The 20,289-nt window shown below is 73.3% G+C and carries 18 protein-coding genes; 6 read left to right on the plus strand and 12 right to left on the minus strand.

Translation table 11 applies throughout. The annotated features are described in order from the left end of the window. Window positions 1-603 precede the first annotated feature (603 nt). The gene (locus ABT245_RS11615; RefSeq protein ID WP_351731876.1) at window positions 604-1,632 is read left to right on the plus strand and encodes a hypothetical protein; all 1,029 of its coding nucleotides are present in this window, start codon (window positions 604-606) and stop codon (window positions 1,630-1,632) included. A gap of 102 nt (window positions 1,633-1,734) precedes the next feature. On the opposite strand, the gene ABT245_RS11620 is transcribed toward ABT245_RS11615, so the two are convergent. Further along, the gene (locus ABT245_RS11620; RefSeq protein WP_351731879.1) at window positions 1,735-1,893 is read right to left on the minus strand and encodes an LxmA leader domain family RiPP; all 159 of its coding nucleotides are present in this window, start codon (window positions 1,891-1,893) and stop codon (window positions 1,735-1,737) included. 306 nt (window positions 1,894-2,199) lie between these two features. Here ABT245_RS11620 and ABT245_RS11625 point away from each other — a divergent pair, with 306 nt between their 5' ends. Beyond that, a complete protein-coding gene (locus tag ABT245_RS11625; protein WP_351732109.1) occupies window positions 2,200-3,420 on the plus strand; it encodes a helix-turn-helix domain-containing protein in 1,221 nt (406 codons plus the stop codon). A 505-nt stretch (window positions 3,421-3,925) separates the two neighbouring features. On the opposite strand, the gene ABT245_RS11630 is transcribed toward ABT245_RS11625, so the two are convergent. Genes ABT245_RS11630 through lxmK form a run of 5 tightly spaced genes read right to left on the minus strand, consistent with a single transcriptional unit; the run spans window position 3,926 to window position 8,828 of the window. Then, complete coding sequence (locus ABT245_RS11630) at window positions 3,926-5,038, minus strand: hypothetical protein (protein WP_351731882.1); 1,113 nt, start codon at window positions 5,036-5,038, stop codon at window positions 3,926-3,928. After that, the gene (locus tag ABT245_RS11635) at window positions 5,016-5,711 is read right to left on the minus strand and encodes a flavoprotein (RefSeq protein WP_351731885.1); all 696 of its coding nucleotides are present in this window, start codon (window positions 5,709-5,711) and stop codon (window positions 5,016-5,018) included. The genes ABT245_RS11630 and ABT245_RS11635 overlap by 23 nt, the downstream gene beginning before the upstream one ends. Beyond that, window positions 5,704-6,690: an LLM class flavin-dependent oxidoreductase gene (locus ABT245_RS11640; protein ID WP_351731888.1), complete on the minus strand. Its 987-nt coding sequence runs from the start codon at window positions 6,688-6,690 to the stop codon at window positions 5,704-5,706. The genes ABT245_RS11635 and ABT245_RS11640 overlap by 8 nt, the downstream gene beginning before the upstream one ends. Before the next feature lie 18 nt (window positions 6,691-6,708). Then, window positions 6,709-7,701 (minus strand): T3SS effector HopA1 family protein, encoded by a 993-nt coding sequence (locus ABT245_RS11645; RefSeq protein ID WP_351731891.1) that lies wholly within the window; start codon window positions 7,699-7,701, stop codon window positions 6,709-6,711. Then, on the minus strand, window positions 7,698-8,828 hold the full coding sequence (lxmK, locus tag ABT245_RS11650; protein WP_351731893.1) for a class V lanthionine synthetase subunit LxmK: 1,131 nt from the start codon (window positions 8,826-8,828) through the stop codon (window positions 7,698-7,700). The genes ABT245_RS11645 and lxmK overlap by 4 nt, the downstream gene beginning before the upstream one ends. Before the next feature lie 131 nt (window positions 8,829-8,959). Here lxmK and ABT245_RS11655 point away from each other — a divergent pair, with 131 nt between their 5' ends. The 3 genes from ABT245_RS11655 (at window position 8,960) to ABT245_RS11665 (ending at window position 13,862) form a co-directional block, all read left to right on the plus strand. Beyond that, the gene (locus ABT245_RS11655) at window positions 8,960-10,945 is read left to right on the plus strand and encodes an ABC transporter transmembrane domain-containing protein (RefSeq protein WP_351731896.1); all 1,986 of its coding nucleotides are present in this window, start codon (window positions 8,960-8,962) and stop codon (window positions 10,943-10,945) included. 242 nt (window positions 10,946-11,187) lie between these two features. Continuing rightward, window positions 11,188-12,507: a M16 family metallopeptidase gene (locus tag ABT245_RS11660; RefSeq protein ID WP_351731899.1), complete on the plus strand. Its 1,320-nt coding sequence runs from the start codon at window positions 11,188-11,190 to the stop codon at window positions 12,505-12,507. After that, entirely contained in the window at window positions 12,504-13,862 is a 1,359-nt protein-coding gene (locus ABT245_RS11665; RefSeq protein WP_351731902.1) for a M16 family metallopeptidase, read from the plus strand. The genes ABT245_RS11660 and ABT245_RS11665 overlap by 4 nt, the downstream gene beginning before the upstream one ends. 102 nt (window positions 13,863-13,964) lie before the next feature. Here ABT245_RS11665 and ABT245_RS11670 read toward each other — a convergent pair whose 3' ends face one another. The 6 genes from ABT245_RS11670 to ABT245_RS11695 all read right to left on the minus strand — a co-directional run bounded on the left by ABT245_RS11670 (window position 13,965) and on the right by ABT245_RS11695 (window position 19,257). Next, complete coding sequence (locus tag ABT245_RS11670; RefSeq protein ID WP_351731905.1) at window positions 13,965-14,489, minus strand: OsmC family protein; 525 nt, start codon at window positions 14,487-14,489, stop codon at window positions 13,965-13,967. After that, window positions 14,482-15,837 carry an LLM class flavin-dependent oxidoreductase gene (locus ABT245_RS11675; protein ID WP_351731908.1) on the minus strand — a complete coding sequence of 452 codons (1,356 nt, stop codon included), beginning with the start codon at window positions 15,835-15,837 and terminating at the stop codon, window positions 14,482-14,484. The genes ABT245_RS11670 and ABT245_RS11675 overlap by 8 nt, the downstream gene beginning before the upstream one ends. A 226-nt stretch (window positions 15,838-16,063) precedes the next feature. Continuing rightward, complete coding sequence (locus ABT245_RS11680) at window positions 16,064-17,179, minus strand: ABC transporter substrate-binding protein (RefSeq protein ID WP_351731911.1); 1,116 nt, start codon at window positions 17,177-17,179, stop codon at window positions 16,064-16,066. Window positions 17,180-17,253: 74 nt separating this feature from the next. Then, on the minus strand, window positions 17,254-17,997 hold the full coding sequence (locus tag ABT245_RS11685; protein WP_351731914.1) for an ABC transporter ATP-binding protein: 744 nt from the start codon (window positions 17,995-17,997) through the stop codon (window positions 17,254-17,256). Beyond that, the gene (locus ABT245_RS11690) at window positions 17,994-18,887 is read right to left on the minus strand and encodes an ABC transporter permease (protein ID WP_351731916.1); all 894 of its coding nucleotides are present in this window, start codon (window positions 18,885-18,887) and stop codon (window positions 17,994-17,996) included. Before ABT245_RS11690 ends, ABT245_RS11685 begins: the two co-directional genes overlap by 4 nt. A 238-nt stretch (window positions 18,888-19,125) precedes the next feature. Further along, window positions 19,126-19,257, minus strand: a complete 132-nt coding sequence (locus ABT245_RS11695) for a hypothetical protein (RefSeq protein ID WP_351731918.1) — start codon at window positions 19,255-19,257, stop codon at window positions 19,126-19,128. A gap of 259 nt (window positions 19,258-19,516) precedes the next feature. Here ABT245_RS11695 and ABT245_RS11700 point away from each other — a divergent pair, with 259 nt between their 5' ends. Beyond that, on the plus strand, window positions 19,517-20,185 hold the full coding sequence (locus ABT245_RS11700) for a GntR family transcriptional regulator (protein ID WP_351731920.1): 669 nt from the start codon (window positions 19,517-19,519) through the stop codon (window positions 20,183-20,185). The last annotated feature ends 104 nt before the right edge of the window (window positions 20,186-20,289 follow it).

Raw genomic sequence — 20,289 nt, forward strand, 5'->3', positions numbered from 1 at the left:
CGCGCCGCCGCAGCGTCGGCCGGCCCGGCCTGCGGCGCCGCCCGTTGCCGCAGTAGTGGCGCTCGCCTGCCACGCGGCTGGTGTCAGGTGAACAGGGCCATCAGGATCTGCCCGAGGAACGGAGCCCCGGCGCAGACCGCGACGCTGCCGCGGCCGAGGGCCCCGGGCCGGCCGGCCGGTCCCCCTCGCGGACGGGCGGAAGCGGGCACGAAACCTCCAGAGGCGTAGGGCGTGTGTGCCGCGGAAGGCCGGCGATCTGGTGGACGTCAGCACACGGGCCGCGGTTCCCGACCGGCCTCGGCCGCGGTCGCGGCGGCGCGGACGCCTCCTTCGCCCCTCCGGGTCCCGATCATGGTGCTCGGCCACAAGTGCGCTGATACGGGCGGCAGTTGTGTACGCCATCGACCGGATCGGCACATGACGCGCACCTATTCTGATATAAATCGTCGGCGTCACGTCATTCATCTCAGCTGATGAACCGCGACCGCCCCCGTGAGCGGCAGCGGGAAAGGTGAGAACAGGTATGGCCGAATTACCTCACGACGGCCCCCGGAACGCGGTGGCGGGACACCGGCGCACGCAGAGACGGGGAGGATCCGCGCAGTGGACCTCGCAGAGCTGAGGACAGACCCCCCGCCCCAGGACGCGCAGGCGCAGTGGGCGGTGCTGGCCGTGGCGGCGGGGGCCACCGGCGCCGCTCCGTTCCCCGGCCGGCCTGCCGCCCGGGCGGGCAAGGCCAGCGGCCGGGCCGCCGCGCTGATCCACGAAGCGCGCGCCGCGCAGGCGCGGGGCGCCCATGCGCGGGCCGGTGTCCTGCTCACCGAGGCGATCGAACGCACCCGGCAGCGTGGCGCCGAACGCGACCGGGCGCTGGCGGTGGCGATGCTCGGTGTGTCGCTGTGGCACGGACCGGAGCCGGCCGCCGTCGCCATCGAGCGCATCCTGGGTCTGCTCGACCGGCACGGGGCCGAACTGCCCGAGGTCGTCGCGGCGCTCAACGGCCCGCTCGCGGTGCTGTGGGCGATGCGGGAGCGCCGGGACGCATCGCGGGCCTGTCTCGCGGTGGTGCGGCGCGCCGCCGCCCGGCCGGGGCCGCCCGGTGCCGCCGCGATGGCCGCGCTGTTCGCCGCCTGGGCCGCCGAAGGCGCGGGACCGGCACCGCACGCCCCCGCGTCCGCTCTTCCCAGGCTTGCGGCGTCCGCCGGTGTGCTCGGGCCGGTGTGGGCGCGCAGCGCCGCCCGGTTGCTCCTGGACGCGAACCGCCCCGAGCAGGCGGCGCTGCGCCTGTTCGCCGTGAAGAGCGGCGGGGGCCCGGCATCGGCCGCGGCGGCGCCCGCGCTCGCCGACCTGAACGGCCTGCGGGCCAGGATCGCCGCGGCACGGGGTCACACCGCGCGGGCGGCTGCCCTGGCGGACCGTGCGGTCGCTGCTGCCGCCACCACCGACTCCCGCACCGTCCTGGCCGTCGCCCTGCTCGACCGGGCCGATGTGGCCAGGCGCTGCGGCCGACCGGCCGAGGCCCGCTACTCGGCGGCCATGGCCGGACACAGTTTCGCTCTCAAGGGACATCTGACGGGCGCGGGCCGGGCGGCCGCCCTCCATGCGAGCGTCATGCCTCCGGAGTGCCCGTAGGCGCCCTGCGCACCGCGTCGACGCAAGGGCGGCATGCGGGAGGGGCAGGGAGCCGTTCGGCTCCCTGCCCCTATGTCTGTCCGCGTCGTCCGCGGGCGGAGGTCAGCAGGCGTGCTCGGCCGTCACCGTGAGGGAGACGCCGGTGATGAAGCTGATGCACAGCGGGCTGGACTCCTGTGCGGGGGTGGCGACGATCTGGGCGGCGAGCTCCTCCGCGTCGGTGTACTGGGCGTAGCCGTTCATGAGGTCCTGAGCGGACATGAGGTCTCCTTGTCGGTTCGTGTCATCGGTGCTGCGCCCCACCCTCAACTCCACTGCCGTGGGGCGCGGTTCAGTTCTACCATTCGATGACACGCGCCTGTCAAGGAAGATGACAGCTCTGTCATGGTGGCTGGGTTCGGCGACCTGGGGCGCGCTCCCGCGGAGCCGCGCCCTCGGGACCGCGGGTCCTGGCGAGGTCGCTCCCGCCCCGGGCAGGCACGCGCGGTCACGGGCACCCGGGTGTGTGTCAAAATGCGTGACACCTCGTGGGTGCGGCTTGCAGGAGGGGTGGATGCGCCGTTGAACATGTTGAGCCAGCCGGCTTTCGGACGCCTGCTGCGCAGGCTTCGGATCGAACGGGGCCTGTCACAGGCAGACCTGGCAGGACCGGGCGTGTCCGCCAGCTACGTCTCCCGGCTGGAGTCCGGGGACCGCCCGGCGACCGAGGCGGCGGCCGTTCATCTCGCGGAGCGCCTGGGCGTCGACGTACAGGCGTTCGCCGGTGCCCCGGGCGCCGACCGGGCCATGTCGCTACTGGCCTCGGGAATGGCCGCGCTGGACGACGGCAGCGCCGCCGACGCCGTACGGGATCTGACAGAGGCCGCACGCGCGACGCCGGACGACGCGCCGGACACGGCCTGGCAGACCCTGTGGCACCTCGCCAAGGCACACGCCCTGCTCGGTGACCGCGAGGAGCAGCGCCGCGTGCTGCTCCGGCTCCGGCCGCTGCTCACCGCACAGGGCATGACCGCTCTCGAAGCCCATGCGCTGGCCGCCACGGCCGAGTGCGACCGGGCCCTGGGCGACGTCGACAGCGCCATCCTGCGCGCCAGAGAGGCGGTGGCGCTCGCCGGCGGCGAGGGCGCCGCCGGCAGCCTCGAAGCGCTGCTGGTGCTGGCCTCGTCCGAGGTGGAGGCCGGCCGGCTCAGCGAGGCCGCCGAACACGCCGACCTGCTCCTTGCGCGAAGCGCCGGCGCGACGGGCGGGCAGCGCACCCGCATCCTGTGGACGGCCTCCACCGTCCGGGCGCGGCGGGGCGCCGAGCAGGAGAGCCTGGCCCTGCTGGAGGAGGCGGTGGCGGGCGCCGACGCTCAGCAGGACCTGCTCGCCTGGGCACGGCTGCGGCTCGCCGCGGTCGCGCAGCACCTGCGCGTACACGGCCGACTGGCGCCGGATGCCGTCGCCTGGTTCGACGAGGCGCGGTCCGCACTGCGGATGATCGGTCTGCCCCAGCATCTGACGGAGGTGCGCGCGCTGGAGGCGCGCATCGCCTTCAGCGAGGGGGACCACACCGCCGCCGCCGCACTGTCCCGCGGCGTGGTCGAGGAGCCCGGAGCGCTGAGCTTCCACGACCGGATCCGCGCGGAGATCCTGCTGTACCAGGCGGAGGCGGCCACCGGCTCCTTCGAGACCGCGGTACGGGAACTACGGCGGCTCGCGGACGAGGTGACACGCTCCGGCAACCTCGATCTCGCCGCCGAGGCGTGGAAGGCACTCGCCGAGGGCGCGGTGGTGCGCGGCACCTGACCACGGGCGCGCCCTCGCGCGCCCCGTGCCCCGGCGGCACAACGCTGCGCATCGTCCGGCCGCACCGCCGTGGGGCGCTGACGCCGCGTCCGTACGTCGTTGTCGGCACGCTGGTGCCGTCGCACCGCTGCGGGTCGTCGATGCCCCTTCCGTCCCGTCGCTGTCGGCGTGCTGGTGCCGCCGCATCGCCGTGGGCCGCTTACGTCGCGTCCATCCGTCGTCGGCGTGCTGGTGGCGCCGCACCGCCGTACCGGCACCGCCGTACCGGCACCGCCGTACCGGCACCGCCGTACCGGCACCGCCGTACCGGCACCGCCGTACCGGCACCGCCGCATCGCCGTGGGTCGCTGACGCCGCGTCCCTCCGCCTCCGTCGGCACGGCCGTGCCGACGCGTCGCCGCGCGCTCGACGCGGAACGGCCGGGTGGGCGTGGTGACGGTGTGTCGTGATCCGCCGCGGCGCGGGCCCGGCTCGCGTGAGCGCCCTGCCCGGTACGGCGCCGGTGTCAGGGTGTGTCCGCGCCCGGCGTGCCGTCCTCGGCGGCGTCCACCGCCTCGGCGGCCAGGTCGAGATAGACCAGGAGTTCCGCGTGCCACTGGACGTACGCCGCGAAATCGTGCGCGTGCGTGAGGATCCGCAGGGCGGTGGCCCGCCGCACGGCCCCGTCGGACGGGCGCCGGCCGTAGCCGTCCGTCACGGCCGCGGCCAGAGCCGGATAGTCCGCCGCCGGGGCGCCGCCGATGCCGCGCTCCCGGGCCCGTGCCAGTTCCGCAAGTTCCGCGAGGAGCCAGGTCACGTCGAACTCCCAGCTGCCACAGCTCAGTTCCTCTCCGGTCAGCAGGGCGGGACGGCCCGGGTCCGCGGGCATGACCAGGGCGCCGAGGGCCGGGCCGCCATGCAGCAGGACCCGTGCTCCCGGTCCGTCGGCCGCCCCGGCACACCACATGCGGACGAGGCCCAGCCGACGGGGCCCGAGCCGCGCGAGAGCGGCTTCGTACAGCCGTGCCGACGCCCCGGGGCCGTCGCCGGAGCGCAGCCACCGGACGAGTCGGTCCGGCCCCGGCGGCACGGTCCCGGCTCCCGCCGGGGCCGGCACGGCGTGGATCAGCCGCAGGACGGCACCGACGCCGTGGAGCGCGTCCCGGATCGCCGCGCGGGTGCCTTCCGCGGGGTCGTGCAGCAGCCGTACCACCGAGAACACGCCGGGAACGCGGTAACGCAGCCACTCCGCGTCGCCGGGTTCGGCCAGGGCCAGTCGCACCGGGGCGCCGCGCGACAGCGCGGACAGCGACGCGGCGGTGGCGGCGCCCGGGCGCGGCAGAACGGCACCGTGCGCGGGTCCCTGCTGCCGCAGCCACACGTGACCGCCGTCTGGCCGGTGAAGGACCGTGGTGCGGACACGGGCGGTACCGAGGACGCGGACCACATGTTCGTCCGCCGTACCCGTCGGCGCGCCGCCGTTCCCCCAGCCCGGTGGCACCGCGACGGCTCGCCCGCCGACGGCGTGGCCGTCCCCGCCGTCCCCGCCGTCCCCGCTGTCCTTGCTGTCCTTGCTCTCCGCGGGCGCACCGGGGGCCGCGCGCCGCGTCCCCGCGTCAGGTGTGTCGAGGCCGTTCACCGGCTGCTCCTTGCGCGTGATGACGTTCGATCAGAGCGAGGAGAGTGGGCAGCGGCGCCGCGGCCGAGCCGTCGTTCCTGCCGGTCGAGGCGCTGCGCCCCGGGTGCGGCGGGGCGATCAGTACGTTGTCGTACCGCCGCAGTTCCTCGACGTGGCGGCGGTAGGCGGGACCGCGCTCGGCACCGGGAGGCAGGCCCGGGGCGATCCCGATGGTCGCCCGGGTGCACTGCAGGGCCATCAGCACCGGTGTGTCCGCCGATCCCTGCGCGAACCTGGCGAGGAAGTGCAGACCGGCCGGGTGCACGGCCACCGCGTCGGGCCACTCGGCGAGTTCGACGTGGTCGATGCTCCGCGACGACGCGTCGGCGCCGTCCGGCCACGCGTCGAGCAGCACCTCGTCACCCGCCAGACTGCGCAGGGCGGCCCTGCTGACGAACCGCTCCGCGCTGCGGGTGACGACCACCCGCACCTGGGTGTCCGGGCAGGCGATGCGCAGCCAGTTCAGCCAGAACGGCAGGAAGGCGACGCTCAGCGCCCCGGTGCCGAACACCAGCAGCCGCCGGGCCGTGAAGAGCGGCGCGGCCGGTCCGGGCGCGGGCCCCTGGTCCGGTGCCGACTCCTGCCCGTCGGACTCGGCCGTGGGCGCGCTTTGCGCGTCGGCGGTGTCAGCCATGAAGTTCCTCCATCGCGGTGAACACGTCCTCCACATCGGTGAGCGCCTCTTGCGTGCCGTGGGTGAAGAGGACTCCGCCGGTGTTCAGCACGACCTCGTCGACGCCGGCCGCGGTGTACCGGGACAGTTCCCGTGCGATGTGCGCCGCGGTCCCGAACACGAACACCCCGGCCCGCACCAACTGCTTCGCCCTGACCAGCCGGTCGTCGGACGCGCGAAGCGGCACACCCGCCCGGCGCAGCATGTCGACGTAGTGGCCGGCCCGCAGGTGACCGGAGAGCACCGCGTCCGCCATCCGCGCCGGATCCCGGCCGGGACGGTCGACGGCGATGTGCACCACGGTGGCCACCCGCGGCGGGCACCGGTCCCCGGCGCCCTCGGCCAGCGCCGGGACCAGCACATCCCGCACATAGTCGGCCGGGGTGAGCCAGCTGACCGCCACGTCGGCCGCGGCGGCGGCCGTCCGGGCCATCGCGGGGCGCAGCACACCCGCCCCGACCTCGACGGCCGCGTGCGGACCCGTGGGCGGCAGGGCGGCCCGCAGCCGGTGGTAGCGCCCCTGAAGGTCCGCCTCGCCGCCGTCCAGGAGGGCGCGGACGGCGGTGAGGTACTCGCCCGCGGCGGTGCGCGGGCTGCGGTACGGCTCGCCGTGCAGGGAGGCGACGAAGGCGGGTGTCGCGGTGCCGTACCCCGCCACCACCGGGCGCCCGGTGATCAGGGCCAGCGAGCGGGCCTGCAGCGCGGCGTCGTACGGCGTGCGCAGGGGCATCAGGGAGACGCCCGTGCCGACCGGGACGCGCACTCCGCGGCCGGCGAGGTGGGCGAAGACCTGGTGGGCGTCGCAGCGCAGTGACTGCCCCATCCACAGTCGCCGGCCGCGGCGGCGCGCGACGAGTTCGGCGAAGGGCAGGACGTCGTCCGGGGTGTCCGGCTGGAGCGGGACCATCACGGCGGGGGCGGCACGAGGGGGCAGCGGCACGGTTCTCGGTCCCTTCGTTCAGCGCGAGGAGGCCGTCGCCGGCCGCGCGGGAGCGGTTCGCGGCAGCACTCCGCGTGGGGAGTCGACGTTGCGGGCCGGGTCGGCGGGGTCGATCCCCGCCTCGAGGAACGCCTCATGCACCGCCTGAGGAAGGGTGTACTCGTCCGGCTTCTCGTTGTGCAGCAGCAGACCGTGCGCGAGCGCGGCGGCCCTGTGCTCGCCGAAACTGACCTTGCCCATGCCCGGCCTGCGGTCCTCGGGCTCCCAGGCCGCGCCCACGCCGGGCGCCAGCTCGCGCACGAACACGGACGTCGAAGTGCCCACACCGGGCAGACCGATGACGCTTTCCACGACCCGCTCGGCGGCGTACCAGCCCTCCGCGCCCAGATACACGACCAGGCCGTCCCGGCGCGGGTAGGACGCACGCGCCGAGCAGATCTTGGCCCGGTAGGGGATCGGTTCGTCCTCCAGCGCGGTGAGCACGGCGCTCCAGACCGCCGGCGCGGACTCCGGGTCCGTCATGTGCGCATAGACCCGGAGCAGGCCGGTGGAGCGCAGCCGGCTCTCCCGTGAACCGTCGCACAGGAAGAAGCCCGGGGACAGCGCTGCCCGTGCGGCGTCCAGCCGGACACGCGCGGACCGGCCGTCGCCGCCCACCGACTCCACGCGCTCGGCGGGCAGCGTCACCCGGACGCCGTCGAGCAACACCGTGGCCGCGGATGTCTCCACCGGGGCCAGCAGCGGAACGACGCGCGAGGTGTGGCGGTGCGGCATGACCGAGAGGAGCCGCTGCTCGAACTCGGGGTCGCGCAAGGAGCGCCTGGGCAGTTCCGGCTCTTCGGCGCGCCCCATGTGGTGGCACCGGTAGAACTCCTCGGCGAGCAGGGACTGCAGGGCGTGCCGGGTGTCGCCGTTCAGGGTCCGCCGCCCTACGACGGCACTGCGGCCGTCGGGTGCGAGCCGTGTCTCGCGCAGAAGCCGAACGATCCGTGGCGCCAGGGCGGTTGTCATGCGAGGGGCCCTCCCCATCCGAGTACGGTGATGAACGCCTGCGGCGCGAGGAGCGCGGTACGGCCGATGCCCGCGGCGGCGCGCTCGGTGGCCGTCACACGGGACCGCGCGTGTGCCGACGCCAGCAGGCGGTCGAGCAGGTGCCATCCGGCGAACGCGGTCGCCCGCTCCAACAGGCCAAGGTCGGCGGCCGCTTCGGGGCGTAGCGCGGTGTAACCGGACCAGAAGCCGGCCACGAGCGGGGCCACGCGGCCCAGTTCGGCCACTCCGGCTCGCACCACCTGCTCGTGCGGTGCCTCGGCGGCCGGCCCGTGGTGGAGCCCGGAGGGTACCTTCAGGACCGCGCGATAGAGCCAGTCACCCGCGTATGCGCCGAGGTCGCGGGCCGGGTCGCCGAGACCGAACTCCTCCCAGTCCGTGAGCATCAGCCCGCCGTCGGGGCCGATCAGGAACTGGTCGAGGCGCACATCGCCGTGGACCGGTGTGGTGCGCGCGCCCTCCTGCCCGGCACGCAGCGCCCGCAGCGCGTCGTGCAGCGCGTCGTCCCCCTGGAGCAGCCGCCAGGCCTCCAGTGTTCCGGCGCTCGCCGCGCCGAACACGGCCCACGGCAGCGCGTCGAACCAGCTCTGCGCCGGCAGGGACGGCGGCGAGGCGTGCAGCTCGCCGTCCACGGGCAGGGCGTGCAGTGCGGCGAGGGTGCGGCCGGCCCGCCGGGACAGCGCCTCGTCGAAGGCGTCCTCGCCGGCCAGATCGCTGCCCGCGCCGGCCCCTTCCAGCAGCTCGAAGACGAGCAGGCGGGCGCTCTCGTCCGAGCCGAGCAGGCGCGGGGTGCGGATCGGGTGGGCCGCCGCCGCGGCGGTGCGCTCGAAGGCCAGGACCCGGTGGAAGCGGCGCAGGGACTCGGCCGGTGCGCCGCCGATGCGTTTGACGAAGACCGCCTGGCCGCTCTCGGTGAGTCCCGCCCAGTTGTCGTTGCGGCCGGGGTGGGCGGCGAGCCCCGCGTCGAGGAGGCGGCCCATGCCGAGGCGAAGCAGCAGCCGGTCCACCGAGGGGGTGCCGGACGGGTCGGTCGGCAAGAACCTCCGGCGCGTACCGATGGCGGGCCGCGCAGCGATGTCAACATCCATGACGCAAGAGAGTGGGGCTTGTCGGGCGGTCAGTCAAGAGTCATGACAAGCCTTGACAAGCGGGGGGAGGGGTCCGGTAGACAAGTGCCGCCCACGCTTCTGCCTTCCGCAACCGACCGAGGAGTCGCTCCATGTCCGCTTCACGGCTGCCGCTCGCCGCGTCTCCTCGATTGCGCGTGTTCCGTCATGTGCTGGCCGACCGGACCAACACCGTCGCAGCGGTCCTGCTGGCACTGACCGCCACCGGGGCCACGCTCGCGGTGCCGATGGTGATGCGCCGTATCGTCGAGGTATTCGCCGGCCATCGCGATGTGACCGGCTCGGTGCTGCTGATGACGGCGCTCGCCGTGGGCGGTGCCATGGCCGCGGCCTTGTCGGCCTTCTTTCTCGCCCGGGCGGGGGAGCGCACCGTGCTCACCGTCCGGCAGCGCATCACGGCCCATGCGCTGCGACTTCCGCTGCCCGAAGCGCGCCGCGCGGGCGCGGGCGAACTGGTCGCCCGGGTCACGTCCGACTCCGCGCAACTGCGTGCCGTCGTCGACATCGGCGTCACCCAACTGCCGATGGCCTGTCTGACCGCCGCGGCGACCCTGGTCGTCATGGGTTTCCTGGACTGGGTGCTGCTGCTGATCGTCGTCGGCACCTTCTCCGTCGCGGCGCTCGCGATCGTCGTGTTCGTGAAGGGGGTCAGGCACAGCACCGCCACCCAGCAGGCGGCACTCGGCGATCTCGCGCAGCGCTTCACCTCCGCGCTCGCCGCGCTGCCCACGATCAAGGCCCACCGCGCGGAGTCCCAGGTGGCGTCCGGCATCGTGCGGTGCGCCGAGACCGCGGCGACCGCCGCGGTCGACGCGGCCCGACGGCAGGCGTTCGTCACCCCGATCATGGGCCTGGGTCAGCAATTCGCGCTGGTCGGGGTGGTGATGGGCAGCGGCATACGACTGGCCTCCGGAGCGATCGGCGTCGCCGAGTTCGCCGCGTTCCTGCTCTATCTGCTGCAACTGGTCGCCCCGCTCAGCATGCTGGCGAACGGCTTCGCACGGCTGCAACTCGGCTTCGCCGCGGGGACCCGGATCGAGCAGACGCTCGCCACACCGACCGAGGACGCCCGGACCACACCCACCGAGGACGCGCGGACCACGGCTGCCGAGGACGCGCTCGCCACACCGACCGAGGACGCGCGGACCACGGCTGCCGAGGACGCGCTCGCCACACCGACCGAGGACGCCCGGACCACACCGACCGAGGACGCCCGGACCACGGCCGCCGAGGACGCCCGGACCACACCCACCGAGGACGCGCGGACCTCGGCCGCCGACCCGCTCCGCGCAGGCCCGAGTGAGCCCCGGGCCGACCTACGACAGGCGCCGCACGCCGTGCAGTTCGAAGAGGTCCGCTTCAGCCACAGTGAGGACCGGCCCACGCTCGACGGACTCTCCTTCACCGCACCGCGCCGGGGGATCACCGCCCTCGTCGGCTCGTCCGGCGCCGGCAAGACCACCGCACTCGATCTCGTGGAGGGCTTCCTGCTCCCGCAGTCAGGCACCGTGCGGGTGCTCGGGCATGACGTCGCACAGTGGCCCCTGGACCGCCTCCGTGCCCAAGTGGCCTATCTGGACCAGACGTTCGCCCTGGTCGAAGGGACGGTCCGGGAGAACCTGGAACTCGGCCGGCGCACCCCGGTGACGGACGCCCACCTGTACGCGGTCCTGGCCTCCGTGGCGCTGGACCGCGCGGTCGCCGACCTGCCACAGGGACTGGACACGGTGCTGGGACGTGCCGAGGACCTCTCCGGCGGCCAGCGCCAACGCCTCGCCCTGGCCCGCGTTCTGCTCAGCGACGCCTCCGTCGTCCTGCTGGACGAGCCGAGTTCCCAGCTCGACGGCGTCAACGAGGGCCGGCTGCGGGACGTGGTGGACGAACTCGCCCGCGACCGTGGCGTCATCATGGTGGCCCACCGTGTCTCCACCATCCGGCAGGCCGACCACATCGTCGTGATCGACGAGGGACGCCGGCTCGATGCCGGAACACACGACGAACTGCTCGACCGCTGCCGCTCCTACCGGGAACTCGTCGGGGGACAGCGGCCGGTCGAACGGGCCGGAGCGCGCCGGTGAACGTGCCTGAACGCTCCGCTGGAGACGCCCCGATATGCCGTCGATCGTCTGCGGAACCGTCGTGGCCGGTCGCGCAGTCCCCCGCGCTTCAGGGCGCTGTCGCACCGCAGCGGACTTCACCGGACCCGCTTGGCCCCGCCGACGTGCCGCGGCCCGGTGCCGTCGTCGCCCCGCCCACCCCGAAGGACGCTGCCGCCCCGACCCTTGACGACGGTGCCGTGCCCACCCTTGACGACGATGCCGTGAGCACGTTTGACGACGGTGCTCTGCCCGACGTCCGGCTGCGGCGCCGCACGCTTCCCAACGGGCTGCGCGTGCTGCTCGTACCGGAGCACACCGGGAACTGCGTAGGCGTCGCCGTCCACTACCGCGTGGGCTTCCGCTCCGACCCGCCGGGCCACGACGGGCTCGCCCACCTCCTCGAACACCTGATGTTCCAGCGGGCCGACCGGGCGGACCGCGCGCACGCCGTCGAACGGGCCGGCGGCTACCGCAATGCCGCGACCGGCCCCGACACGACGGACTTCCACCAGGTCGGACCGGCGGGCTCACTGGAGAGCATGCTGGCCACCGAGGCGGACCGCATGCGCGGGCCGGGCATCGACGCGCGGACACTGCGCACCGAGACGAACGTGGTCGCCGAGGAGATCCGTCGCAACATCACCTCCCGCCCCTACGGCGGCTTCCCGAAGTTCGCCCTGCCACGACTGCTCTACCGCACCCACGCCAACGCCCATGACGGGTACGGCGACGCCGCGGGGCTCGCCCGCACGACCGTCGAGCAGTGCCAGGACTTCTTCGCACGGCACTACGCCCCGGGCAACGCCCTGCTCACCGTCGTGGGCGCCTTCGACACCGGCACGGCCGAGCAACTGGTGCTGCGGCACTTCGGCGCCGTCCCGGCCCGTACGGCCGCCCGGCCGCCGCTTCTGCACGAGCCGGAGCCGACGACCGAGCTGCACGGGCGGCACGACGACCCGCTCGCCCCCCTGCCCGCCACCACCATCGGCTACCGCCTGCCCGACCCCGTCGCCGACCTCCCCGGCTACCTCGCCCATGTGCTGCTCGCGGCCGTGCTCGAAGGGCGGCTGCGGCACCGGCTCGTGCTCGAACAACGCGCCGCCGTAGCCGTCACCGCCACCTGTGGGCTCATCGGCGGCCCGTTCGAGGCGTGCCACCCGCAAACATTCGCCTGTACGGTCACCCAGCCCGCCGGAGCGGACCACCAACGGGCGGTCACCGCCGTCGACACCGAGCTGTCGACGCTGGCACGTCACGGGGCCACCGGGGAGGAACTGCTCGTCACCACCCGCCGATGGATCAGCGGCCTGCTGCGCCGGCATGACTCGCTCCCCGCACGCCTGCGCTCCCTCGGCACCTTCGAACTGCTCCACGGCGACGCCGCTCTGCACACACGCGTCTCCCGGCTGGCCGCGGCCACCGACGCCGCCGACATCGCCCGTGCGGCACAACGGCTGACGGCCGCCGGCCGGGCCGTGCTGACGCTGAGCCCGCGGGGCCCCGCCCCCGCGGCCGGCCACGGCCCGGCAGGCCGGCGATGACCGCCGAACCGCCGGCCTGGCCCGTACCGCCGAGCGCCGCCACCACGCTGCCCAGCGGGCTGCGCGTCCTCGCCGTCCGCCTGCCGACGGTGCCGCGCGTCGAACTGCGCCTCACCGCCGACCTCGGCACCGTCGCACCCGGACTCTCCGCGCGGGCGTCGATCCTCGCCGCCACACTGCTGCGCGGGCTGCCCGGCCGCGACCGGCAGGACATCGAGACGTTGCTGGGCCGCCTGGGCTGCGACCTCGTTCCCCTCGTCCACGGCGGACGGCTCAGCCTCCGCGGCGGCGTGCTGAGCGGCGGACTGGTCCCCCTGCTGCGTTTTCTCGCGTACGCCGTGACCGCGGCGACCCATCCCGAGCAGGAGGTACAGGCGGCGCGGACCGCCGTCGGCGGTCAACTCGCCCTGGCCCGCGCGACCCCCGCGACGCAAGCCCTCGCCCTGATACGTCCGCGGGTCCACGGCGACGGCGCCGCAGGGCAGGAACCACCGACCTTGCAGCAGCTCGCCGGCGTCACCGCGGAGCAGGTGAGGACCCTGCACACCGAACGGCTGCTGCCGTCGTCGGCGACACTCGTCCTCGTCGGTGATCTCGACCCCGATGCCACGGTGCACACCGCACGGGGGATCTTCGACGGCTGGGGCACCGCGGGCACCGGCGACGGCACCACGCGCCAGATGTGCCCGCGGGCGGCCGGGGCGACGGGGGCCGGGGCGGCGGGCGCGATCGCCGTCCATCCGACGGCAGCGGGCGACCGGGCGTATCTGTGCCTGGGCGCGCCGATGGGCGACGGCCCCGTCGGGCCCGCGCTGCACCTGGCCAATGTGATGCTGGGCGGCTTCCCGAGGTCGCGTCTCGAGCGCCGCCTGCGCGACCGGGACGCCCTCGCCTACACCGTGTGGTCCTCACTCGACAGCGGACTTGGCGGCCCGCAGCTGATCGTGTGCGCCGACACGGCCGCGCCGACGGCCCTGCGGTTGACCGAAGCGGTCGGGGACGAGCTGACGCGACTGGCGCAAGGGCCGCCCGACGCGCGGCAGACGGCCGCCGTACGGGACTACGCGATCGGCAGCGCGCAGATCGCCTGGTCGTCCCAGACGGGCCTGGCCGACGCGCTCGCGGAGCTGCCCGCCGCCCGGCAGGACCCCGCCGCGCTCGCCGCCCGCCAGGACGAACTGCGGCAGGTCGACGCGGAAGCGCTGGCCGAGGTCTGCCGCCGGATGCTGCCGCCTTCCCGGTTCACCGGCGTCCTCGTCGGCCCCACCACCGCCCAGGATTCCGTCGGACCCTGGCGCCTGGAGCCGGTCCAAAGCGCCCCACCGGCCGACGAGTTGTCGATTCCAGGGACCTAGTGTCCGCCGTGGCGGGCAGGGACGGGAGAGTGTCTCTCATGCTCGCTCTCCCTGCTCGGTCTCTCGTGCTCGCTCTCTCCCCGCTCGGTCTCTCGTGCTCGGTCAGGAGGCAGGAAGGGCGGCGCTGCGTGCGTGCACGGAGAGCGTGACGTTACCGCCCCGGCGCAGGGTGTTGTAGATGGGACAGCTGCCGGCGAAGAGCCCGGCCAGTGTCTCGGCCTCCTCCTGGGTCACTCCGCCCAGCCGGAGGTCGAGGCGGATGGCCGCGTAGCGGGTGGGGTCCTGCGGGTCTCGTTCGTAGCTGATGTGGGCGTCACCGTCGGTCAGGCCGGACCCACGCTCCTGGGCGTGGAGTTGGATGTTGCTCAGGGAGCACGAGGCCAGGGAGGACAGCAGCAGTTCTCCGGCCTGGACGGCCTCGGCCGGTCCGGTACGGGCGTCGGAGACGAAGTGGTTGCTTCGGGCGGTCACCAGGAAACGGCCCACGGTGTCCGTGGTCCTGCCGGTGATGCTCACGGTGTCGACTGCGGTCGTCATCGGGTTGTCGTCCTCATGGTCGTCGTCGGTGGTGGCGGTGGACGGACGGGCGCGGCGCCGGGCCCATCCGGTGGGCGGGTGCTCAGGCACCGAAGCGGCGGTCGCGCCAGGCACCGGCCTCCGGGCGTGCCAGGCCCAGGTTGTCGCGCAGGGTCGTGCCCTCGTACTCGGTGCGGAAGACACCGCGACGCTGCAACTCGGGAACCACCTGGCGGACGAAGTCCTCGAACGCGCCCGGAGCGTGCACGGCGCCGATGGTGAATCCGTCACAGGCACCCTCGGAGTACCACTGCTCCATGCCGTCCGCCACCTCCGCGGCCGTGCCGACGAAGGCGCCCTCGGTGCGGCCGCCGTAGCGCTTTCCCAGCTCACGCAGGGTCAGCCCGTCGCGCCGTGTCATCTCCACGACCTCCTTGTAGTGGCCCTGTACGCCCGGTACGTCCACGTCGGGCAGCGGCTCGTCGAGGGGGAGGCCGGCCAGGTCGACATCCAGGTGATAGGCGAGCGTCGACAGGCCGGCCAGCGGCGGCACCAGGTCCTCCAGCCGTCGCCGGGTCTCGCGCGCCGCCTCGGTGGTCGGGCCGACGACGGGAGTCGCCATGGGAAGGATCCTGATGTCCTCGGCGCGCCGACCGTGGCGCACCGCGCGGGCCTTGACGTCCTGGTAGAAGTCCCGGGCCGATTCCAGCGAGGCGTGGCTGCAGAAGATGACGTCCGACCAGCGGGCGGCGAAGTCCCGTCCCTTGGGAGAGGCGCCGGCCTGGATGATCACCGGGTAGCCCTGAGGCGGGCGGGAGACGTTCAGGGGACCCCGGACACTGAACCACTCGCCCTCGTGGTCGATGCGGTGCACCCGTGCGGGGTCGGCGAAGAGGGGGGCGGCCGGGTCCATGACCAGGGCGTCGTCCTCCCAGCTGTCCCAGAGCTTGCAGGCCACTTCGAGGAACTCGTCGGCCCGGTCGTAACGCTTGTCGCGGTCGATGTGCCGGTCGTTGCCGAAGTTGCGGGCTTCGGAGTCCTGGAAGGAGGTCACCACGTTCCAGGCCGCGCGGCCGTGGCTGAGGTGGTCGGTCGTGGCGAACGACCGCGCCACCGGGAAGGGCTCCAGGTAGCTGGTGGAGACCGTGGCTGCCACCCCGAGGTGCTGGGTGACAGCCGCGACCGAGGCGAGGATGGGCGTCGGGTCGAGACGGAGGGAGCCGAGCGCGCCGTAGCGCAGTTGGCTGTCCATACTGTTGTCGAACCGGTCGGGTACGGACAGGATGTCGGCGAAGAACATCAGGTCGAATCTGCCCTGTTCGAGGATCCGCCCGATGTGCTGGTAGTAGGAGGCGGACAGCCAGTTCGGCTCGGCGCCCGGGTAGCGCCAGCCTCCGGGCCGGCCGGGCCCCGCGGTGACGAAGGCGGCGAGGTGCATCTGGTTCCGGGAAGTGCTCATCAAGGGACTCTCTGCCGTGGCGGGTTGCGGGCGTCGGGGGCTCTTAGGAGTGCTGCTGTCGCGGGTGTCGCGGGTGTCGCGGGTGTCGCGGGTGTCGCGGGTGTCGCGGGTGTCGCGGGTGTCGCGGGTGTCGCGGGTGTCGCGGGTGTCGCGGCTGTTTCGCCGCTGTCGCGGCGGTCGTGATGCCGTGCCGTCGCGCCGGGCGGTCGGGGTGCCCGGCGCCGGTTCACCGCGCGAGTTCGGCGGCGACCGTCTTTCTGATCGAGTCGAACCGGGAATCTTGCAGGAACCCGGCCACATCGATCTTCGACGGGTAGACGCCCAGGGCGTGGAAGTTGTCGGCGAGGTCCTGGGTGCTGGCGATCGCCTTGGCGTCCACCGCAGCGAGCGTGTCGGCGTTGGAATCGGACAGGAGCTTCTTCTGGGTCAGTTCGAGGTAGACCTCGCGCTCCAGCTTCGCGGAGCCGAATCCGCCGATGCCGTCGAAGAACTCGACACTCTTCTCCGGGGAGGCGTTGATACGACGCTGGGCGTCGCGGACGGCGCGCACGGCCTTCGCCGCGGCCTCGGGGAATTTCTTCGCGAAGGACTCGCTCGCCACGTAGAAGCTGTAGTCGTACGTCTTGACGTTCGGCAGGCTGCGGGCCTGATGCCGGGCCTTGGCCAGGCCGATGGCGGGCTGCCAGCTGATCCAGGCGTCCACCTTGCCGTTGGCGAAGGCCGACTCCGCGTCGGCGGCCGGCAGATCGACGTACTCGATGTCGTCGAGCCGCAGACCGGCGCTCTCCAGGTACTTGATGAGGCTGTAGGTGCTGGTCGTGCCCTTCTGGTCGGCGATCCGTCTGCCCTTCAGATCGGCCGCACCGCGGATGGCGGAGCCCCGCGGCACAAGGATCTCGACCTCTGTGCCGGGCAGGGGGTAGGCGGCGAGCGGCACGATGGGGACGCCGCCGCCGATCGCGTAGGCCACGGCGGTGGCGGTGGCGAACGAGAAGTCGACACTGCCGGCCTTGAACGCCTCCATGACGGGCAGGGAGGCGGTGAAACCCGAGGGCCAGGCGACCGACGTTCCGCCGAGTTCCTTGCTGATGTCCACGCCGTCGAACTTGTGGCGCAGAGCCGCCGGAATGCCGGTCTTGCCGTTACCGATGACCGCGTAGCGGAGCTTGGCGGGCACGCCGTCGGCGAGCTGCTCGGTCTTGGGCGATGAGCTGCCACTGCCGCAGGCGGCGAGGGCGGGAGCGAGCGCGGCGATGCCCCCGAGGGCGAGGAGGCGACGGCGCGAGGGCCCGGCCGACGAGGTGGCGGAGGGACGGGAGGTGGTGATCCGGTATCCGGGCATGGTGAATTCCTTCGTTTGGCGAGGCGCGGTACGGGGAGCAGCAATCAGATGAGTCGCCGACAGGTTCGGCCTGGTCAGGCGGCGTCCGGGGGGACGGCGTCCGGGTCGAGCAGCCCCCGCAGGATCTCCTCCTTCCAGGCGACGAGGCGCGGGTGGCCGCGCCTGTCCTCGCGCGGCAGGTCGATCCGCAGGTCGCGTCCGATCGAGCCGCCGGTCAGGACCAGAACGCGGTCGGACAGCACCAGTGCCTCCTCCACGTCATGGGTGACCAGCAGCACGGTGCGTGGCTGTGCCAGCCAGAGGCGTTCCACGAGTTGCTGCATGGCGATCCGGGTCAGGGCGTCCAGGGCACCGAACGGCTCGTCCAGCAGCAGCACTTCGGGACGGTGCAGAAGCGCGCGGGCCAGGGCGACGCGCTGCCGCTGGCCGCCGGACAGCTCGGCCGGCCAGGCACCCTCACGGCCGGCCAGCCCCACGGCCTCCAGCAGGGCACGGGCCTCGTCCTTGCGGCCCTTGACGCCCAGCAGCACGTTGTCCTCGACGCTGCGCCAGGGCAGCAGCCGGTCCTCCTGGAACATCATGCGCGCCGTGGCGGGGCCGGGTCCCGAGGTGTGGAATGTGACGCTTCCCGTGCTGGGTTCCTCCAGCCCCGCGATGATCTGCAGCAAGGTGCTCTTGCCCGCGCCGCTGGGGCCGAGGAAGGAGACGAAGGAGCCGGGTTCGACCTCCAGGTCGATGCCGTCGAGGACCCACCGGTCGCCGTACCGCTTGCCGACATCGCTCAGGAGCAGCCGGGCACCGGTGGCGGGGGGCGTCACGGGGCGGACGGACGACGGTAGTTGGGGTGCCACCGCAGGACCCTTCTTTCGATGAGCTTGGTGAGGAAGTCGGCGAGCAGACCGGCCAGCGCGTACAGCACGATGGCGAGCACGATCTGGTCGGTGCGCAGCATCTGGCGGGCGTCCTGGGCGAGGTAGCCGATGCCGTCGCTGGCGGAGATGGTCTCGGCGACGACGAGGGTGATCCAGGCGACGCCGAGGGAGTAGCGGATGCCCGCCAGGATCGTCGGCAGCGCACCGGGAACGGCGATGTCGCGTACGAGGGCCCAGCGCCCCAGACCGTAGGAACGGCCCAGCTGGAGCAGTTTGGGGTCCACGCCGCGGATGCCGGTGACGGTGTTCAGATAGACGGGGAAGAAGGTGCCCAGCGCCACCAGAAGGATCTTGGGCTCCTCACCGATGCCGAACCAGGCGATCATGAGGGGGACCAGGGCCAGATGCGGGATGGTGCGGACCATCTGCAGCGAGCGGTCCAGGAGCACTTCGGCCGGTTTCGACATTCCCACGGCGAAACCGAGGACGAGGCCGGTGGCCGTGCCGAGGGCGAAGCCCTGCGCGATACGGCGCAGGCTGGTGAGCAGGTACCGCTGGAGATCACCGGTGGCGGCGAGGTCGGTGCCCGCTCGCAGGACCGCCTGAGGGGCGGGCAGGACGGACGGGGAAAGGACCCCGGTCTGTGCGGTCACCTGCCACACCACCAGGGCCAGCAGCGGAACGACCCAGGGGCCGAGCGCCCGTCCGGTGTGCGGCAGCAGACGGGCGATCCGGCGTGTGGTGCGCGGTCCGGTCGGACGGGGCGCGGTGCCGCGACCCTGTTCGGAGACGGAGGGCGGCTCCCCGTCCTTGGTGAGCAGTGGCTGCTCGGGCATGGGTCTCCCTTTCAGGAGTGGTGGTCCGGGCGCCCCGGCCGGCCGCGCCCACGGCCCGCGCACGGGCTGTGACCCCTGTGGGGCGGAGGAGGAACGCCGGTGTTCTTGGCGCGGGGGCGCTCGCGGGCACGATGGCCGGATCAGGGGCCGAAGGGCATGACGAGCGACGCGGGAGGAGCGGGAAGGAAGCCGCGCGCGGACTGCGCAGTCGCAGCGCGCCGCCCCGAAGACGGGATGATCAGCGACAGCCGGCGCTGGAGACCCGCATGAGATCGATGTGCCGACGGCAGGTCAGCTCGCCCGAGCGCAGGAGTACGACCGCGACGGGCAGGGGGGTCAGACCCCACCGTGACTGCGCCTCGCGGAACATGCCGGAACTCCCGTAGATGTGATCGCCGGCCGAACGGCGCGGCGTCCGGAGCTGCTTCGAACGTTGAGCCGACCCTAGCGACAGCTGCATTCAATTGCAAGCTAGTGTATACACTTGTAGTCACTGCTGACCGCGGGGACGAGCCGCCGTGCACGCATCTGGCCGTGCACGCATCTGCAGGGGCCCCAACTACCGTGGTACGGGCGGCCCCGCCGCCCTGGACGACATTTCGCGACGCGAGAGGACAAGGGAAGAGGACGTGGCCCCTTCACAGGACGACGCGCGTACGGGCAGTCACTACACCCGCATCCGGCGGAGCATCCTCAGCGGGAAGGCGGGACCCGGTACCGTCCTGATCCCCACGACCCTCAGCGCGCAGTACAACGTCTCGCGCACCCCGGTGCGGGAAGCGCTGATCAGGCTCGAACAGGACGGACTGGTGGAGCAGGCGACCCGCGGCTATGTGGTCCGCACCCGCACACCGGAGGAGATCCTGGAGATCTGCGAGGCCCGTATCGCCCTGGAGTCGTCGGCCGCGCAGGCCGCCGCCCTACGGCGGACCGAACTCGACCTCGCCCGGCTGGTACACGTCCATGAGAGCACCGTGGCGGCCAAGGAGGACCCCGCCGAACTGCGGGACCTCAACAAGCTGTGGCACGTGGCCCTGCGCGAGGCCGGGCACAACGCCACGATCGCCGGACTGATGGACCGGCTGGACGCCCAACTGACCGTGTACGACACGCACACGGCCCCTGCCACGGACCTCCCCGACAACCTCACCATGATTCTCGAGGAGCACGCCGCGATCCTGGACGCGGTGCGTCGCCGTGACGCGGCCGCGGCCCGCGACCGCATGATCGCCCATCAGAGCCGCACCAGGGACCTGCGTATCAGCGCCCTGGCCCGGTCCCGGGGCGCCGGCTCCTGAAGAGCGGGCCCCAGGGCCACTGCTGACCACGTCCCCCCCGGGGTGTCGCCGGTCGACGAATGACGTGTGCCGGGCCCCGGGTATGGGTGCCCCCAAGGCTTCTG

This window comes from Streptomyces sp. NPDC001508 (assembly GCF_040298665.1).
Taxonomy (GTDB): domain Bacteria; phylum Actinomycetota; class Actinomycetes; order Streptomycetales; family Streptomycetaceae; genus Streptomyces.

What these genes read in the sequence shown, in the direction of transcription:
- ABT245_RS11620 (WP_351731879.1), bottom strand. Translation starts at nt 1,893, where the DNA reads ATGTCCGCTCAGGACCTCATGAACGGCTACGCCCAGTACACCGACGCG.
- ABT245_RS11625 (WP_351732109.1), top strand. Translation starts at nt 2,200, where the DNA reads ATGTTGAGCCAGCCGGCTTTCGGACGCCTGCTGCGCAGGCTTCGGATC.
- ABT245_RS11635 (WP_351731885.1), bottom strand. Translation starts at nt 5,711, where the DNA reads ATGGCTGACACCGCCGACGCGCAAAGCGCGCCCACGGCCGAGTCCGAC.
- ABT245_RS11645 (WP_351731891.1), bottom strand. Translation starts at nt 7,701, where the DNA reads ATGACAACCGCCCTGGCGCCACGGATCGTTCGGCTTCTGCGCGAGACA.
- lxmK (WP_351731893.1), bottom strand. Translation starts at nt 8,828, where the DNA reads ATGGATGTTGACATCGCTGCGCGGCCCGCCATCGGTACGCGCCGGAGG.
- ABT245_RS11655 (WP_351731896.1), top strand. Translation starts at nt 8,960, where the DNA reads ATGTCCGCTTCACGGCTGCCGCTCGCCGCGTCTCCTCGATTGCGCGTG.
- ABT245_RS11665 (WP_351731902.1), top strand. Translation starts at nt 12,504, where the DNA reads ATGACCGCCGAACCGCCGGCCTGGCCCGTACCGCCGAGCGCCGCCACC.
- ABT245_RS11675 (WP_351731908.1), bottom strand. Translation starts at nt 15,837, where the DNA reads ATGAGCACTTCCCGGAACCAGATGCACCTCGCCGCCTTCGTCACCGCG.
- ABT245_RS11680 (WP_351731911.1), bottom strand. Translation starts at nt 17,179, where the DNA reads ATGCCCGGATACCGGATCACCACCTCCCGTCCCTCCGCCACCTCGTCG.
- ABT245_RS11690 (WP_351731916.1), bottom strand. Translation starts at nt 18,887, where the DNA reads ATGCCCGAGCAGCCACTGCTCACCAAGGACGGGGAGCCGCCCTCCGTC.
- ABT245_RS11695 (WP_351731918.1), bottom strand. Translation starts at nt 19,257, where the DNA reads ATGTTCCGCGAGGCGCAGTCACGGTGGGGTCTGACCCCCCTGCCCGTC.